Origin of the sequence: Bifidobacterium olomucense (genome assembly GCF_012932375.1) — a bacterium.
GTDB lineage: Bacteria > Actinomycetota > Actinomycetes > Actinomycetales > Bifidobacteriaceae > Bifidobacterium > Bifidobacterium olomucense.
The window spans coordinates 93,601-107,841 of the sequence record NZ_JAAIIG010000007.1 but is presented as its reverse complement, the minus strand read 5'-3'; the positions used below and the strand labels follow the sequence as shown (position 1 = coordinate 107,841).

General features: G+C 58.7%; 9 protein-coding genes. 3 read left to right on the top strand and 6 right to left on the bottom strand.

Features of this window, described 5'->3' with window-relative positions; translation table 11 throughout:
* Positions 1-14: 14 nt before the first annotated feature.
* Both G1C97_RS08515 and G1C97_RS08510 read right to left on the bottom strand, forming a co-directional pair.
* A complete protein-coding gene (locus G1C97_RS08515) occupies positions 15-1,526 on the bottom strand; it encodes a DUF6020 family protein (RefSeq protein ID WP_169241398.1) in 1,512 nt (503 codons plus the stop codon).
* Positions 1,527-1,939: 413 nt separating this feature from the next.
* Entirely contained in the window at positions 1,940-3,520 is a 1,581-nt protein-coding gene (locus G1C97_RS08510; protein ID WP_169241397.1) for a zinc-ribbon domain-containing protein, read from the bottom strand.
* A gap of 289 nt (positions 3,521-3,809) precedes the next feature.
* Here G1C97_RS08510 and G1C97_RS08505 point away from each other — a divergent pair, with 289 nt between their 5' ends.
* Entirely contained in the window at positions 3,810-5,447 is a 1,638-nt protein-coding gene (locus G1C97_RS08505; protein WP_169241396.1) for a Y-family DNA polymerase, read from the top strand.
* Positions 5,444-5,662: a hypothetical protein gene (locus tag G1C97_RS08500; protein WP_169241395.1), complete on the top strand. Its 219-nt coding sequence runs from the start codon at positions 5,444-5,446 to the stop codon at positions 5,660-5,662. Before G1C97_RS08505 ends, G1C97_RS08500 begins: the two co-directional genes overlap by 4 nt.
* Positions 5,663-5,665: 3 nt before the next feature.
* Here the strand turns inward: G1C97_RS08500 and G1C97_RS08495 are convergent, their stop codons facing one another.
* Positions 5,666-6,643 carry an aldo/keto reductase family protein gene (locus tag G1C97_RS08495; protein WP_169241394.1) on the bottom strand — a complete coding sequence of 326 codons (978 nt, stop codon included), beginning with the start codon at positions 6,641-6,643 and terminating at the stop codon, positions 5,666-5,668.
* 381 nt (positions 6,644-7,024) lie between these two features.
* Between G1C97_RS08495 and G1C97_RS08490 the strand changes: the two genes are divergently transcribed.
* On the top strand, positions 7,025-8,497 hold the full coding sequence (locus G1C97_RS08490) for a Na+/H+ antiporter NhaC family protein (protein WP_169241393.1): 1,473 nt from the start codon (positions 7,025-7,027) through the stop codon (positions 8,495-8,497).
* On the opposite strand, the gene G1C97_RS08485 is transcribed toward G1C97_RS08490, so the two are convergent.
* The 3 genes from G1C97_RS08485 to G1C97_RS08475 form a co-directional block, all read right to left on the bottom strand.
* Positions 8,483-9,022, bottom strand: a complete 540-nt coding sequence (locus G1C97_RS08485) for a DNA-deoxyinosine glycosylase (RefSeq protein ID WP_169241392.1) — start codon at positions 9,020-9,022, stop codon at positions 8,483-8,485. The two genes, G1C97_RS08490 and G1C97_RS08485, sit on opposite strands and share 15 nt — an antisense overlap.
* Positions 9,019-10,224: a lactonase family protein gene (locus G1C97_RS08480; protein WP_169241391.1), complete on the bottom strand. Its 1,206-nt coding sequence runs from the start codon at positions 10,222-10,224 to the stop codon at positions 9,019-9,021. Before G1C97_RS08480 ends, G1C97_RS08485 begins: the two co-directional genes overlap by 4 nt.
* A gap of 220 nt (positions 10,225-10,444) precedes the next feature.
* A complete protein-coding gene (locus G1C97_RS08475; protein ID WP_169241390.1) occupies positions 10,445-14,197 on the bottom strand; it encodes a phosphoribosylformylglycinamidine synthase in 3,753 nt (1,250 codons plus the stop codon).
* Positions 14,198-14,241: the final 44 nt, after the last annotated feature.

Sequence of the window (14,241 nt, the reverse complement as noted above, 5' to 3'; positions counted from 1 at the left end):
CATCGAGCGCCCGGTCATGCCGTAGATGCTTCCCGCGTGGTGAGCATGGCGACGGTCAAGGGGACTAGGAAGAAGACAGGCATCAGATAACGCATGGTTTCATCCGTGGTGGTTACCGGGGAAAGCCAGAGGATCGCGTTCCACGCGATAAGAGGAATGAGGGTTTTCATGGCCGTACGATGTCGGCGGCTTTCTTCTATAAGAAAGATCAACGCCCATGTGGACCACAGTGCCTTGGACGATGTCAGCATACCGATTGGCGATTCCTGGAACCAGGAGATGGTGTCCTCCATCACGCCAGCGATGCGTCCGTCGTTGAATGTTAACCCCAGCTGGCCGGCACCATCGAAATGACGCGTCACCATATGTGTCGGTGTCGGAGTCAGATAGGCGTTGTGATCACTGTCTGAACTGTGCGGGAAGGCGAACCATCCCTGCTCCACAGCCAGATACGATTGCATATAGGTTATCGGGTGGCGTATGCCTTCGCTGACCCATGCCTTGAGGAACGCGGGCAGGGCCTGTTCCTGCTGCGGGCTCCACGTGTCTCCCTTAACACTGTCCACGGTCCAATATGCGTATCGGGCGGTTGCGTCATGGCCGAGCATATCGGTAAAGGCCTGTCGATCGGCGTCGCTCATGCTCTCTGCGTGTTTGCTGAGCGTCAACGCGGCCTGTTGGAATGCCTGTCCGAGTAATTCTTGTTTGCCGCCTGGCATGATATGAAATAGCGGCAGCACTATCAGCGGCATGATGAGGCAGATGAGTGATAACGAGCATACTGCTGCGCATATCAACGCCGATATGATGGTTCGCTCACCGGAAATATGTGTTGCTGCGCCGCTCCGTTTCTGCTCGGAGCATTGTTGCTGTACATGTGCGATATGGCATTGTCGTTGCGCGCGTATGGGTCGCCTCATGTGTATCTCGTGCCGTATCCACCGCGCGAGATACATGATGGTGACGAATATGATGAAGATTGCTCCGGTCTTCTTGGTCAGCGTGATGAAGCATGCGCAGCACGTCAATGCTGCTGTCCATGCTTTGGGGTGCAGGACAGACAGCCTACGCTGGGGGATGCCATTGCTGATGGTGACCGGACCGATGAAGAGCAGCAGGATGAATGTCAGAAGAAACGGCAGATTCGTGGAATCCTTCGCCACAGCGCAGGCCCATATCGGCACTGGTGGAAATGCGCAGAGCAGCACTCCGACGAAACGTTGCGCTCGTCTGGACGCGCCCAGCATGCCCAGACTGTACAGGAATACAGCCACGACGCCAGCGGTGAACAGCATCTGCAGCAGGGAGAATACGAAAATACCTGCATCCGCCGATCCCAACGCGCGTCCGGCATCCATGAACAGGCCGTATAGCATGGTGTCGAATATCGGATGATGATCGTTGAGCTGGCCATCTGTATAGACGTTCGGCAATCCGCCCCATTGCAGCAGTTGCTGTTCGGTGTCGTACCAGATGACTCCCGGATACAGCAGTATGGCATATGGCAGCCAGCATAGCGATATCAATGCAAATGTAGCCGATATTTGGCGAACAGGATGCCGCTGATCCCGTGGATGCGCATTCGGATGCTGGGTAGGATCGCCGGATGGAGGTGCCACCCAAGGCCATATCGATTCACTCTCGTGTGCATCTGACGCGCGTAACCAATCCATGCCTCTGCGCCCGATTGCGTACAACACTGAGAGTGTACATACATAAGTGGCGAATCGTATAGGCCAGCTTGCCGGCGGCGGCATGACTTTCCCGGCGTTGAGTATGTCTGCGAGCAGCCCCATCCCTGCCAATGCTCCAATGGCAATGACGGTGGATGGGCGGACCTGAAAGCGGTGGTGACTGGGAGGAGTTTCTGGCTGCCCGGTGTCTATGGGACGAACGGTATCGTCAGGAGACGCCGAATTTATCGGTCGTCGTGCCCCGTTCATGATGCCGTGGGCGCGCCGCAGTTGCTGCAGAATCGGGTGCCGGGCGCCACAGGATTGCCGCATTGCGTGCAGTACTTAGACTGTGAGGCATTGGATTGCTGGGATGTCGGTGCTGCGAACTCGGATTGTTGCGTATCGTTGCCATAGCTCGGAAGCGGTACTGAAGGAATCGTGCTCGACGCCGGTGTGGGCATTGGTATTTGCGGTTGTGGTGCTGGTGCCATTGCGACAGGCGTGGGGAGCGACCTTGCTGGCATCGCTGCAACGGGAGCTGTCGCCGGAACTGGAGACGGGTGGTGCTGGTGTTTGCGTATGACCAATGCCACGATGATGGCAATAGCCAGTACGCCCACTGCACCGGCGGCGATGATGGGAATCCACGGGACTTGCGGTGAGGGGTTGGCCTTCGATTCCGCGGAGGTGTTCTTGGAAGCGCTCTTCAGTCCAGTCGGCCACATGGTGACGGTCTGTCCTACGCGCAGGAGCAGATGTGTGCAGTCGGCATCTGCAACTATGCCCACGGATTGCAATGATGCGCCAGCCGATTCCTCCGGAGGATCGGTCAGCATCGGATTCATGTCGCCAGACTTGAGGTCAAGCAGCTGTACAGAGTCAATGGGCCCTGAAAAGTTTTTCTTGCCGGTAATCGGCAGAATCAGGGATTTTCCATCTGGTGTGACCCGGAGAGCCGTATTGGAGGTGACTATCGCCGGGTAGCGCTGTATCTCCGTGCCGTTGCTGATGTCGTATGCCCGGACGCTGCCGCCATCTGATTCATACGTCGAGACATAGAACGTCTTGCCGTTGGGGCTGATGGCGGTGGTCAACGGAAGGAAGTACGCGTTTTGTCCGGGATTGTCGATGTGATGCAGGATATCTCCGGTGTCGATGTCGAAGACATCGTATCCGTCGGCGTCGTATGTCAGTATGCGTTTCCCGTTGTCCAGCACCGCCACGATTCCCATGGGCAGTGAGTTGGAGAAGTCGATACTGGAAGTTGTTTTACCGCTTGTGGCATCTATGATGTCGAGTGACCAATCGTCATCTTGGTCGCCGGATTGCGCGATGTATAGCGTTGCCCCGTCGGAGGATGCGCCTACAGCCAATTCGTTGCCGGTGCCGTCGATGTTGGCATATCGGGTCGCCTTGTGCTGGTTGAGATCGACCGAAGTGTATTGGATGGTGCTGTGCGCGTCGTTGCCGGTTTCGGCGAATATGGCCAATTGCGATGCGTCGGAAGGCGAGATTTTCATGTTGAACCCGTCTGGCTCGCCATCGTAGATTTTCAGGGCATCGATTTGTTTGCCGTCTTTGGTGTCGAAAACATTCATCACGCCTTGCTTGGAGCGGGACAGGTAATACAAGTACCTGCTGTCATCCGAAGCGTAAATGGAGGGGGACATGAGCGCGACGGATTGATTGCCGTTGTCGTACAACTTGTTCATATCGTCCGGCGTCATGGCGTCGGGCAAATCGATTTCCTGCGATTGTGCGTTGGCGTCCTCTGACGCCCAAACGGTGGGTGCGAAACAGACGGATGGAAGCATGCTGAATACGGCGACGAATAGGACGGTCATAAGCGCGTATGCTTGTCGCGCGCTGACGTGTGTCATATTCGATGCGATGGTGCCGTGATGTCGGTCGTTGCCTGAACCATGACATGCGTAACCTGATGGTTGTTGATGAATCGACATTGATCACCCCTTTCCCCCATGTGTCAGCCGTTGACACATATCCATTATAGAAAGCGATTGCGCATCACATCAGTCGGCGTGTCGAACAAATGTTCGAGTTTTCTGGTATGCTGTATTGCAAGGATCGAACAAATGATGCGCGAATGAGGCATGAGAAGGGCAGGTGGGATCGATGGGGGAGGGGCGAAGCCGATCTCGGGTCTATCTGGCCATTGATCTGAAATCCTTCTACGCTTCGGTGGAGTGTGTGTCCCGTGGATTTGACCCGTTGACCACGCACTTGGTGGTGGCGGATGAAACACGTACCGATAAAACCATCTGTCTGGCCGTTTCTCCCTCACTCAAGGCTTATGGCATTCCCGGTCGTCCGCGTTTGTTCGAGGCTAGGCAACGGTTGGCCCAAGTCAATATGATGCGTGCGGTTCGCGCGCCGGGCGGGCGGTTTGTGGGGGAGTCGTATCGCGCTCGCGAATTATCTGTGCATCCGGGGCTGAAGGCGACTATGGTGATCGCGCCCCCTCGGATGGCGCACTATTTGCAGGTCAGTGGGCGAATATACGGCATCTATTTGAAATATGCGGCTCCTGAGCATATTCATGTCTATTCGATCGACGAGGTGTTCATCGACGCCACGCCGTATCTTATGTCGTTGAACATGACGCCGCATGAAATGGCTCGTGCCATCGTGCGCGACATTCTCGACGAGACCGGCATCACCGCCACCGCGGGTATCGGCACAAACATGTATCTGGCCAAGGTCGCTATGGATATCGTGGCCAAACATATGCCCGCCGATGCGGATGGGGTACGCGTGGCGGAGCTGGACGAGATGTCCTACCGGCGGCTGCTGTGGAACCACAGGCCGCTCACCGATTTCTGGCGTGTGGGGCGTGGGTATGCCCGCAAGCTGGAACGGGCCGGTCTGCTGACTATGGGAGACATCGCCAGATGTTCGGTGGGGCGGGCCTCCGATTATTACAACGAGGATCTGCTGTATCGCATGTTCGGAGTGAATGCCGAACTGCTGATCGACCATGCTTGGGGTTGGGAGCCATGCACTATCGCGGACATTCAGGGCTATGAACCGGATGCGCACAGCGCCAGCATCGGCCAAGTGCTCACCGGCCCGGCCACATGGCATACCGCACGGCTTATCACCAAGGAGATGGCGGATGCGCTTGCCCTTGATCTGGTCGGTAAAGGTGTCAGGACGAATCGGCTGATGCTTGCCGTGGGATATGACGGCGGCAGCCTTGATCCCGGCAAGCTCGATGATTGCGAGGAAGAGGCGATCAGAAAGCTGGCCGAGCGTGCGGCGGAAGAATACAAGGGGCCGATAGTTTACGATCATTATGGTCGTAAAGTGCCCAAGCCGGCAGTGGGGGCTATCGGATTGGGGAACTATACGGCATCCGCTGAACGCATTCGTAAGGCTATGGCGTCGCTGTTCGAGCGCATTGTAGATCCTTTACTCTTGGTGCGGCGCTTGACCGTGATAGCCGATGACATAGCCACGCCGGCAGAACTTGCGGCTGGTAAGCGGTACGAACAGCTTGATCTGTTCGGCCAATCGGAATCATATGAGCCGAGCGGAGGGAAGGTGCAGGCAGCCGCAATGCGTGATTACGACGCGTACGGGGATCCGGTGGACGATGCTGGTTCGTCGAAAGTCTCCGAGGAAGCCATCGAACGTACGTTGTTGGATATCAAACAGCGGTTCGGCAAGAACTCGGTGGTCAAAGCGATGAATATGGAAGATGGCGCTACCGGTCTTGAGCGGAACAATCAGATAGGAGGGCATCGGGCGTGACTTTGCAGGAGACTCACAAATACGATGACATCATCGCTCTGCCGCATCATCAATCACGCAAGCACCCCCACATGTCTCGGCATAAACGTGCCGCGCAATTCATGCCGTTTGCGGCTCTCGCCGGCTATGAGCGAGTGATTGCGCAAACCGCCGAAGAGGCCGAAGCCGCCATCGCCAAGGCCGAGTCCCAAGGCGACGACGACTTCGGTGCATGAACATCAGCCCACGTGACGTTCGAAGCGGTGGAATCCGGTGATCTTGTCGATTTCATCCATCGCGTCGGCCGGAATCTCGAAGCCGGAAGCCTTGAGGTTGTTCTCCAGCTGGCTGGGTTTGCTGGCGCCGGCGATCACGCAGCTGATTTCCGGATGCTGCAGAATCCAAGCCATCGAGAGCACCGGCAGGTTGGTGCCAAGCTCATCGGCCACCTTGCGTAGCTGCTCGACCTTGTCGAGGTTCTCGTCGGTCAGGAGATCGTTGATTTGATGATCGGACTGCCATGTGGCGCGTGAACCGGCAGGCAGCGGCTGGCCCTTGCGGTACTTGCCGGTCAACAATCCTTGGGCCAATGGGGAGAACGTGGTGATGCCGATGCCGAGCTTGCGGCATGTGCCCATGATCTCGTGCTCGATGTAGCGGTCCTGCAGGTTGTACTGCGGCTGCACCACGGTGATCGGGTAGAGATTGTAGCGGTCGATGATGCGCTGGGCCTCTTCAAGGCGAGCTGAACCCCACTCCTCGGAAACGCCATAATACAGCACCTTGCCCTGTGCCACGAGATCACTCATGGCGCGCAAGGTTTCGGTCAGATCGGTGGTTTCATCGAAGCGATGGCAGAAATACATGTCGAGGTAGTCAAGCTGCATGTTCTTCAGCGTCTGATCGATGCTTTCGAAAATGTGCTTGCGAGACAGACCACGGTCGTTCACACCGTCGCCGGTGGGGAAGAACACCTTGCTGGAAATAACCAGCTCCTTGCGGGGGTAGTCCTTGAGCACCTCACCGAGGAAGCGTTCCGCTGCGCCGCCCGAGTAGGCGTCCGCGCAATCGAAGAAGTTGACGCCGTTGTCATATGCCAGCTTCACGGTCTCATGTGCCACATCCTCGGCCGCCGTGCCTTTGAGGTCGGTGACCCAGCTGCCCAGCGCGATTTCGCTGATCTTCAATCCCGACTTGCCCACGCTGCGATACTTCATTGTCTGCTCCTTCGTTCGTTGCGCGTGGTGTGAGGAGCCGGATGCCGTCGCCTCACACATCAATTGCCTATCGATTATTTATCGATAATATCACGGAGTCTCCGTGAGCGCTAACAATCGATATTGAAACAGTTCAACCACACTTGAACGCAAACTCTCGTGCTGCTGCCCCGCGTGTCGCTTCTGGCGATTCGACGCATAGAGGAGGAAAAAAGAGAAGGAATACGGGATATATATGCTCACCGTGAGCATGGAATCGACGCAACAGACCGGCGCTTGTTATCTTTGGTGTGCATACGACTGCTGCGGGCGACTGCTGCGGATCGTGAGACATGCACACCGCGGAACGTGCTGCATCGGAAGGGGAATGGGGAAAGACCTATGGCGGAGACACTGACCATGCTGGCATTCTGCGCGGCGCTGTTCGTCAGCGTGGGCTTCGGATGGCCGATCATCCCCGCGTTGCTCATTGGCGTACTGCTCTTTTCGGGCTACGGTCTGATTCGGAAAGTATCGTTGCGGAGCATAGCCGTTCATGCGGCAAGCAGCATACGCGCCACGTCCACGGTGCTGGTCACATTCGTGTTGATCGGCCTGCTGACCTCATTGTGGCGAGCCAGCGGCACAATCGCATACATCGTGACTCACGCGATCGCGGTTATTCATCCCGTGACGGTGCTTCCGCTGAGCTTCCTGCTCTGCTCAGCCATGTCTGTGCTGACCGGATCCTCTTTTGCCAGTGCGGCCACAATGGGCACGGTTTGCATGTCGTTCGGCCTGACCATGGGGGCAAGCCCGGTGATGCTGGGCGGCTCGATTCTGGCTGGTGTCTACGTGGGGGATCGCTGCTCGCCGGTGTCCACCAGCGCACTGCTCGTCTCACAGCTTACACGCACCAATCTGTTCGATAATCTTGGACGCATGGTGCGTACCGGTGCCATACCGTTCGTGCTGAGCTGCCTCGTATATGGGGCGGCAGCCGTAGTGGGTGCCCGTCGCGGTTCGCAATCCGACGCGTCGCATTTGGCGGTCGCAACCGAACGATCGGCATCATATGGCGTACCGGATATCACCATGCTCTTCTCCGCGAGCTTTCATCTCCACTGGTTGACGGTGCTGCCGGCGGTTGTCGTCATAGTACTGGCACTGATGCGGGTGGATGTACGGTTGATCATGATCGCCAGCATCGCCGTCTCGACGGCAATCTGCATCGGAGTGCAAGGCATGGGACTTATGGATCTTGTGGACTTGCTGGTGTTCGGGTATCACGCGAGCGATCCTCAGATTGCTCGGCTGCTCGATGGCGGAGGAATGGTGTCCATGCTCACCGTAATGGCGATCGTATGTATTTCAGCCGCCTACTCCGGGATTTTCGCGCAGACACACATGCTTGACCGTCTGCAACATGCGATATCGGCATTGGCCGGACACGTCGGGGCCGTCACGGCCACCGTCGTTACGGCGGTTGGTGCCGCGATGCTCGCATGCAACCAGACCTTGGCCATCATGCTGACGCATCAGCTTTGCACGGGATTGCATCGACGTGACGTCGCTTATGGTGAGGGAGGCCGCGGGGACGCCGGTGCAGGGCAGATTGATGGGAATGCTGCGGTAAGTGCCGGAGATGATGACTTGACCGATGCCGATGAGCGCACGCACTTGGCACTCGCTATCGAGGATTCCGCTGTGGTCATTGCGCCGCTGGTACCTTGGGCCATCGCCGGTGCCGTACCGTTGGCCACCATCAACGCGCCGACATCGAGTCTGCTCGCTGCGGTTTTCCTGTATTTCGTGCCTTTGTCTCGCATCATCGGGGAACTGATCACCAGAAAAACCGCGTCAGTCTTGGCTTGACAAAACGTTTCGCATGGCGTTGCTGTATCTTGCCACAAGATCGGAGAGATGCATCGAGGCATTTGCCGGACTTGTGGACGGCAACGGCGTCATTGGAATGGAGATGCCCTCTCCGGCCAGACGAGGTTTGATGAGCGTGCGATACAGCTGTGCTGATTTCGCACCTGTCGTGAAAATATGGGTAATCGGAGCCGTGTGCAGGATTGGTACCAGATCGTTTGGCACGACGTTGCGGATGCTGGAATCGGCTGCTCCCGTGATATCGCACGAGGCGATCACATCCCACAGTGCGAAGTGATGACGCAAGGCGAAAGCGCGGCGGGAATCTGCTGTATCGCCGGTGACATCATCTGCATCATCGGCGAACACCGCTTCCATCACGGGCCAGAACCGGTTGCGTGGATGCATGTAATAGAATGATGCCTCACGGGATTTCGGACTCGGCATGGATCCAAGAATCAGGAGTCTCGATGCGTTGTCCCATACCGGTCCGAACCCGTGCTCGACATGCGTATATCCGTTCACAAGCGTACAACGACGGTCGGGGAGCCGGATGAAAGGTCAGTGGCATGAATGGGCGAGCCATCAGCGGAGAGACGGAATACAGTCAAATTGTTGGAGACCTCGTTCGCCACTAACAGTAGGTTGCCGACCGGCAGAATATGACGCGGGCGGCTTCCACCGCAGTCGATACCGCGGCCTTGCCATCCCGGAGTTTCGAACGGAGCCAGACGGGACAGACGCTCACCGTCCCACTGTAGTGCCACGATGCGTTCCGATCCACGTAGACCGACATATGCGATGCCGGAAATAGATGGTTCGGTTTCGGTTTTGTCATTGCGCAATGAGGACCACGGCACCAATGCCAGTGATGCAGCCTGATCGAGGGGATCTCCGCCGAGATCGACGGTCTGTAGCACTGCAATGCCATCGGCTTCGCTGTGATCGCCGGTACCGGTACCGACAGCATCCGGGCCCAGCATCGTTACCGTGTCGCTCCATTCGCCGACTACAGCCACACGCCATTGCGCCATCGCATCACCTGCGACCGGCAGCAGATGCATGTCACGTGGGCCGGTGCCAGGCTCCAATGCCACCGCTCCGACTCGCTCCAGAACGCCGTTGCTCCATCGATGCACGTAGATGCGATCCGCTCCCAGATCGGTGGACAGCACACGGCCATCCGGCAACGGCAGTATCCAGTGCGCATGTGGACCTTCTTGCGCCGGCAACGGGCCATGACCCTCACCGGTCAACACCTGAGTGGCGTCCAACACGGAGCCGTCGGCGGCGATGGGATGGACACAGACATGCCCGTCAGCATAATTGGCCACGATGAGATGCTTCGCGCCCAGATCGTCGGTGGCGACAACCGCATGCGTCGGGCTGGCGCCGGGCTCCGCCACGCGGGACAATTCGATCAGAACCGGCGCGGGCGAGCGCTCGATGCGGAACGCGGCCACCTCATTCGTATCCTCCAGTACGGCGTACAACAGGTCACCGTCGCGTTCGATCCAAGTAGGGGAAGGAACGTCAGCCAGCACGCCGTCTTTGACCAATGCCAGGGACGATGATGATGAGCCGATTGAAACAGTTGCGTCGGTGCCGGTCGCGCTGTCGCCGTTCGCCGGCCTCAGGGATACCGCTTCGATGCCGGGGCAAGAGGATCCGCGTGCCGCTCCGAACCCGCCAACCAATACCGTGAGATTCGCATGTAGTTCAGTCATGATGCCCTAATGTACTCTCAGACATGCTTTGCCGGTATTTTCCTTGTCTTCGCTGATGGAAGGCCTCCGATATGGGGACCCGTCAGACAGCGCATCAACAAGCCCGAAGGCAACGCACAAAGTCACCAAACAACAAGGGAGGGGACCTGAAAGTCCCCTCCCTATGCGTCCTCAGATACCGTGGTACCTAGGATATATGCCGAATGGTTGTACCGAACGGTCAGGCGGTGAAGTACTCCACGCCGGCCTCGAAGATCGGCTGGTACTTGTTGCCGGGCACGTTGGCGTACAGACCGTTGCCGGAACGCTCCGAGTGACCCATCTTGCCGAACACACGGCCGTCCGGGCTGGTGATGCCTTCGATGGCCAGCAGCGAGCCGTTCGGGTTCACCGCGAGATCCAAGCCGGGCGTGCCGGATTCATCCACATACTGCGTGGCGATCTGACCGTTGGCCTTGAGCTGAGCCAGCACCTCGTCGGAGGCCACGAAACGGCCCTCGCCGTGAGAGATCGCCACCGTGTGCACGTCGCCGACCTCGGTGCGAGACAGCCACGGAGACAGATCGGAGGCCACACGCGTACGCACCAGGCGGCTCTGGTGACGGCCGATGGTGTTGAACGTCAGCGTCGGACACTCGGCAGTCATCGGCACGATGTCGCCGAATGGTACCAGACCCAGCTTGATGAGCGCCTGGAAGCCGTTGCAGATGCCGAGCATCAAACCATCGCGGTTCTTTAACAGATCGCGTACGGCTTCGGTGACGGCCGGAGCGCGGAAGAACGCGGTGATGAACTTGGCGGAGCCGTCCGGTTCGTCACCGCCGGAGAAGCCGCCCGGGATCATTACGATCTGGCTCTTGTTGATCTCCTCGACCAAGGCGGCGGTGGATTCGGCGACGGCGGCCGGAGTCAGGTTGTTGATCACCAGCGTGTGTGCTTCGGCACCCGCACGCTCGAAAGCGGCGGCGGAATCGTACTCGCAGTTGTTGCCCGGGAACACGGGGATGATCACACGCGGCTTGGCGACGCCGGTACCTGTGTACACGGTCTTGCCCACGCCGGCATATTCGGTGTGGAAGTCAACCGTTTCCACGGTCTTGCCTTGCTCCTCGCCCTTGGAACGATACGGGAATACGGATTCGATGCCGCTTTCCCAAGCGTTCTGCAGCTCGGCCAGGTCAATGGTCTCGCCGGCGGCGCGGAAGGTGTATGCTTCCGTGGTCACGCCGATCTCGCCCACCTCGACCAAGTTGGAGACGGCTGGGATCTTCTCGTTGTCCTTCAGTTCCACGATGAACGAGCCATACGCCGGAGCGAATAGGTCATCCAAAGCGATGCCGTCATTGAGATCAACGCCGATGCCGTTGCCCACGGTCATCTTGAACAGGGCTTCGGCGGTGCCGCCGTAACCCGGAGTGGACACGGCCAGGGCGGTGTGGAAGTCGGTGAGTTCCTCAACCAGCGAGAAGGCTTCGAGCAGTGCATCCTTGTCCGGAGTAAGCCCGTCGGCCAGATAACGCGGTGCGATGCGCACGATGCGGTGGCCGGCACCCTTGAACTCGGGGGAGGTGGCGCGCTTCATGTTGCCCACGGCCACAGCGAAGGAGATCAGGGTCGGCGGCACGTCCAGATCCTCGAAGGAGCCGGACATGGAATCCTTACCACCGATGGCACCGGCGCCCAGATCAACCTGAGCCATCAGAGCGCCGAGCACGGCAGCGGTCGGCTTGCCCCAGCGTTCCGGCTCGTCACGCAGCTTCTCGAAGTACTCCTGGAAGCTCAGATACGCCTTCTCATGCTCGAAGCCGGCGGCCACCAGTTTGGCCAGCGATTCGACCACAGACAGGTAAGCGCCGGTGAACTGGTTTTTCTCCATGATGTACGGGTTGAAGCCCCACGCCATCGCGGAAGCGGTGGTGGTTTCGCCGAACACCGGGAACTTGGCCACCATAGCCTCGTTCGGAGTGAGCTGCTTGACGCCGCCGAACGGCATAAGTACGGTGCCGGCACCAATGGTGGAGTCGAAACGCTCGGACAGACCCTTGTTGGAGGCCACATTGAGGTTGGTCACCAAAGCGTGGAAGCGATCGGACAGGGAGCCGGAGGTCCATTCGGCCGGCACGGCGTACGCCTGCTGAGCCTCGACATGCACGATCTGATGCTTGGACGCACCGTTGGAGGCCAGGAATTCACGGGAGAGGTTCACGATCTCGTCGCCGTTCCAGGTCATCACCATGCGCGGGTCCTCGGTCACCGTGGCGATCACCGTGGCTTCAAGATTCTCCTCGCGAGCGTAACCAAGGAACTCGTCCACGTCCTCGGCGGCTACATCCACGGCCATACGCTCCTGAGATTCGGAGATGGCCAGTTCGGTGCCGTCCAGACCCTCGTACTTCTTCGGCACGGTGTTCAAATTCACATACAGGCCATCAGCCAACTCGCCGACCGCCACGGACACGCCACCAGCGCCGAAATCGTTGCAACGCTTGATCAGACGGCAGGCATCGCCGCGGCGGAACAGACGCTGCAGCTTGCGCTCCACCGGAGCATTGCCCTTCTGCACTTCGGCACCATCGAGCTCCAGAGACTCCACATTGTGCGCCTTGGAAGCGCCGGTAGCGCCACCGATGCCGTCACGTCCGGTACGACCACCCAGCAGGATGATCTTGTCGCCCGGAGCCGGGGTCTCGCGGCGCACGTGATCGGCCGGGGTCGCAGCGACTACGGCGCCGACCTCCATACGCTTGGCCACGTAGCCAGGGTGATAGATCTCGGTGACCTGACCGGTGGCCAGACCAATCTGGTTGCCATAGGAGCTGTAGCCGGCGGCGGCAGTGGTCACCAGCTTGCGCTGCGGAAGTTTGCCTTCCAACGTCTGGGAGACCGGTACAGTCGGATCTGCGGCGCCGGTCACGCGCATGGCCTGATACACGTAGGAGCGGCCGGACAGAGGGTCGCGAATGCAGCCGCCGATGCAGGTGGCCGCGCCACCGAACGGTTCGATTTCAGTGGGGTGGTTGTGGGTTTCGTTCTTGAACAGGAACAGCCAATCCTCATCGTGCCCATTCACGTCAACCTTAACCTTGACGGTGCAGGCGTTGATCTCCTCGGACTCGTCGAGGCCCGTGAGGATGCCGTTCTTCTTGAGCCACTTGGCACCGATGGTACCCATATCCATCAGGCACACGGGCTTGGCATCGCGGCCCAGCTCATGGCGCATCTCAAGGTAACGGTCGAAAGCGGCCTTGACTACGGCGTCATCGATGTTCACCTCGTCCAATTCGGTGCCGAACGTGGTGTGGCGGCAGTGATCGGACCAGTAGGTGTCGATCACCTTGATCTCGGTGATGGTAGGCTCACGGCCCTCTTCGGCGAAGTACTTCTGGCAGAATTCCAGATCGGCCAGATCCATGGCCAGGCCGCGATCATCGATGAACTTCTGGCCGGCGGCCGCGTCCATCTCGTTAAAGCCAGCGATGACCTCCACCTTGCCGGGGGTAGGCACCTGGGTTTTCAAGGTTTCCTTGGTGTCAAGGCTGGCCTCGCGAGCTTCCACAGGGTTGATCACGTAATGCTTGATGGCCTCGACGTCCGCGTCTGTGAGCTCGCCTTCAAGGGCGTACACCTTGGCGGAGCGGACGGTGGGACGCTCGCCTTGAGAAATGAGCTGGATGCATTCGCTGGCCGAGTCGGCGCGCTGATCGAACTGACCGGGCAGAAACTCGGTGGCGAAGACCTTGTCCTCGCCGAAATCAGGCAGATCGGCGCAGACGTTGTCCACCTGCGGCTCGCTGAACACGGTGGGGGTGGCCTGGCGGAACAGCTCCTCGCTGATGCCCTCCACGTCGTAACGGTTCACAATGCGTACGGCCTTGAGGCCGGAGATGCCGAGGATGGTCTTCAGTTCGCCGGCGAGCTGCTGGGCCTCGACGTCAAAGCCGGGCTTCTTCTCCACGTATACGCGGAAAACCATGGAAATCCTTTCCTAAACAATCGTAAAAAGACAAATTGGCTCCC

Excerpts from the sequence above, each read along its gene's own strand:
- G1C97_RS08510 (WP_169241397.1), bottom strand. The coding sequence starts at position 3,520 with ATGACCGTCCTATTCGTCGCCGTATTCAGCATGCTTCCATCCGTCTGT.
- G1C97_RS08505 (WP_169241396.1), top strand. The coding sequence starts at position 3,810 with ATGGGGGAGGGGCGAAGCCGATCTCGGGTCTATCTGGCCATTGATCTG.
- G1C97_RS08495 (WP_169241394.1), bottom strand. The coding sequence starts at position 6,643 with ATGAAGTATCGCAGCGTGGGCAAGTCGGGATTGAAGATCAGCGAAATC.
- G1C97_RS08490 (WP_169241393.1), top strand. The coding sequence starts at position 7,025 with ATGGCGGAGACACTGACCATGCTGGCATTCTGCGCGGCGCTGTTCGTC.
- G1C97_RS08480 (WP_169241391.1), bottom strand. The coding sequence starts at position 10,224 with ATGACTGAACTACATGCGAATCTCACGGTATTGGTTGGCGGGTTCGGA.
- G1C97_RS08475 (WP_169241390.1), bottom strand. The coding sequence starts at position 14,197 with ATGGTTTTCCGCGTATACGTGGAGAAGAAGCCCGGCTTTGACGTCGAG.